General features: G+C 56.6%; 4 protein-coding genes. All 4 read right to left on the reverse strand.

From position 1 onward, the window contains the following. Nucleotides 1-435: recombinase family protein (locus ACIQ2D_RS21815; RefSeq protein WP_402867394.1), on the reverse strand; the 435-nt coding region annotated here is incomplete at its 3' end. Then, a complete protein-coding gene (locus ACIQ2D_RS21820; RefSeq protein WP_402867395.1) occupies nt 432-1,049 on the reverse strand; it encodes an ImmA/IrrE family metallo-endopeptidase in 618 nt (205 codons plus the stop codon). The genes ACIQ2D_RS21820 and ACIQ2D_RS21815, both read right to left, overlap by 4 nt. Before the next feature lie 55 nt (nt 1,050-1,104). After that, nucleotides 1,105-1,485: a helix-turn-helix domain-containing protein gene (locus ACIQ2D_RS21825; RefSeq protein ID WP_402867396.1), complete on the reverse strand. Its 381-nt coding sequence runs from the start codon at nt 1,483-1,485 to the stop codon at nt 1,105-1,107. Between the two features lie 115 nt (nt 1,486-1,600). Then, nucleotides 1,601-1,965, reverse strand: a 365-nt coding sequence (locus tag ACIQ2D_RS21830) for an antirestriction protein ArdA (protein WP_402867397.1), incomplete at its 5' end; no start/stop codon positions are given.

Raw genomic sequence — 1,965 nt, forward strand, 5'->3', positions numbered from 1 at the left:
CAGATTCCGGCTGTAGAACTCGGCGATCGAGCTCATGATTCCGTGCATGAGCATGCCACTCGGCGTTTCGTCGATGTTCTCGGTAACGGAGACAAGGCGAGCACCAGTCTTTTGGATGGCTACGTTGATTTCGACGTCGTCCACTCGGTTGCGCGCGAGACGGTCGACTTTGTGAACGATGACGAAATCGACTGCCTCGGAGCTCAGCATTAGGAGCATCCGCTGTAGCTCGGGCCGGTCGGTGGACCGTGCAGACTCTCCCGCATCGACGAATTCGGAGATGACGGTTGCGCCCATCGATTCGGCCTTCCTGCGGCATGCCTCTCGCTGGGCGGGTATCGAGAACCCTTCAAGCTCTCCGCCTCGTTGCGCTTGGTCCTTCGTCGAGACGCGGAGATAGAGGACGGCTCGGCTGTCGGGCGACAGATTTCTCATATGAGATTCCTTTCAGCTGAATTATGTTGTTGGTGATGCCGGCCCAAGCACCGCGGGGTTGGATCGCTGAGGCCGGTTTGTTTCAGGCGAGTCGCAATCGCGCGTTCGGTCACGTCGAAATGACGGGCAAGGTCGTGAAGGCTCTGAATTCCGTGTGCGAACGCTCTTTTGAGTTGTGTTTTGTGGACGAGGAGGCAGCCGGCGAAGTAGTCGGCCGCGTACTCGGCGTGATCGAGTCCGTGGCTACAGATTTGGGGTGGGTACAGGAATCCCGCGAGGCCATGATCGATGATGTGTTTGTACTCGTGGGCAAGTATGAAGCGTCGCCTCGTGTGTGTCTGCCGGGGGTTGAGCTCGATGACCCAGTCGTGGCCGTCCCAGAAGCACGCTCCAGACACAGGGGTGTTGGCGTACTCGACTCGCAGCTTCGGCAATTCTGTAATGACCTCAGACGGCACAGGTGCTTCGTCGATGTGTTGCAGGGCCAGCAAGTGAGTTGCTTGAAGTTCGGCGATCCGTAGTGCCTCTTCGATTGACAGGTGCCGGTGGGGGACGAGTGCGCGAAGTTTGGTCAGAATGCTGTGGTGAACTGTCGAGTCAGGGCTGTGGGGCATGCGGTGGTCCTCCTTCCCGCGGATAGGTTTGTTTGAATGTGTTTGTGGTGGTTCTTTATTCGTCTTCGCCGCCAGTTGGTCCGGCGGCTGCATGCTCGTGCCGGGACATGATGCTCTCGACGTAGCGGTTGATTTCTGCGAGGGTTTCGGGTGACATGTCGCGATACTTCAATTTGAGATAGACCGGCATTGTTGGCAATTCGTCGTCGCGAAGGAGTGCCGCTGTCGCAAGAAGGTCGGTGATCGGCAAGTCGAGCGCATCCGCGATTGAGCGAAGGCTTTCGACCTTCGGTGCAGGGATCTGCGCGAGCTCAATGCGGGTGACGGTGCCTACAGCGACGTTGGCCCGCCTGGCTAATTGGCTGGCGGATAGGCCGAGTTCTTCTCGACGTGAGCGCAGCATTCGAGCGAGTTTTCGGGATTGCTCTTGATTCATGAATAGGGTTCCTTTTCATTCCTATTCTAATTCTTTCGTTCAATTCGTTCAATGGGTTGGTTATTTCTACAACACTTATTGCTGCCGTCCATTGCGCGATTCCGGTAAGGCTTCGCTACATCCGTCCGTCGAATATCCAAATTCCGCCATGCGGTGCGTCTGAGATCGAAATATCGCCGCCGTCGTGGATATCGCGACCGAATTGCTCCGAGTCAAAGCTTGTGTAGGGCTTCAGATACTCAGGGATTGTGTCGCTGAGTAACTTCGTGTAGCCGAGGTCGTCGGCAAGCTGTTCGGCGTAGTCATCGAGTGAGTCGTAGTAGCCGAAGTAGGCTTCTTCGAAACGGTCCCACTGGGAATCGTCGTCGATGTGTAAGTCGGCCCATGCGACAAAGGCGTGACCGTACTCCGCGATGCCTTGTGCCAGGCGGCTCACCCGTTCGAGTGATTCATATTCGGATAGTTGCAGATCGCCGAATC

Origin of the sequence: Lysinibacillus sp. NPDC097287 (genome assembly GCF_044761695.1) — a bacterium.
GTDB lineage: Bacteria > Bacillota > Bacilli > Bacillales_A > Planococcaceae > Lysinibacillus.

Bases quoted from the DNA above. Each gene is read 5' to 3' on its own strand.
- ACIQ2D_RS21825 (WP_402867396.1), bottom strand. From the start codon at position 1,485: ATGAATCAAGAGCAATCCCGAAAACTCGCTCGAATGCTGCGCTCACGT.
- ACIQ2D_RS21820 (WP_402867395.1), bottom strand. From the start codon at position 1,049: ATGCCCCACAGCCCTGACTCGACAGTTCACCACAGCATTCTGACCAAA.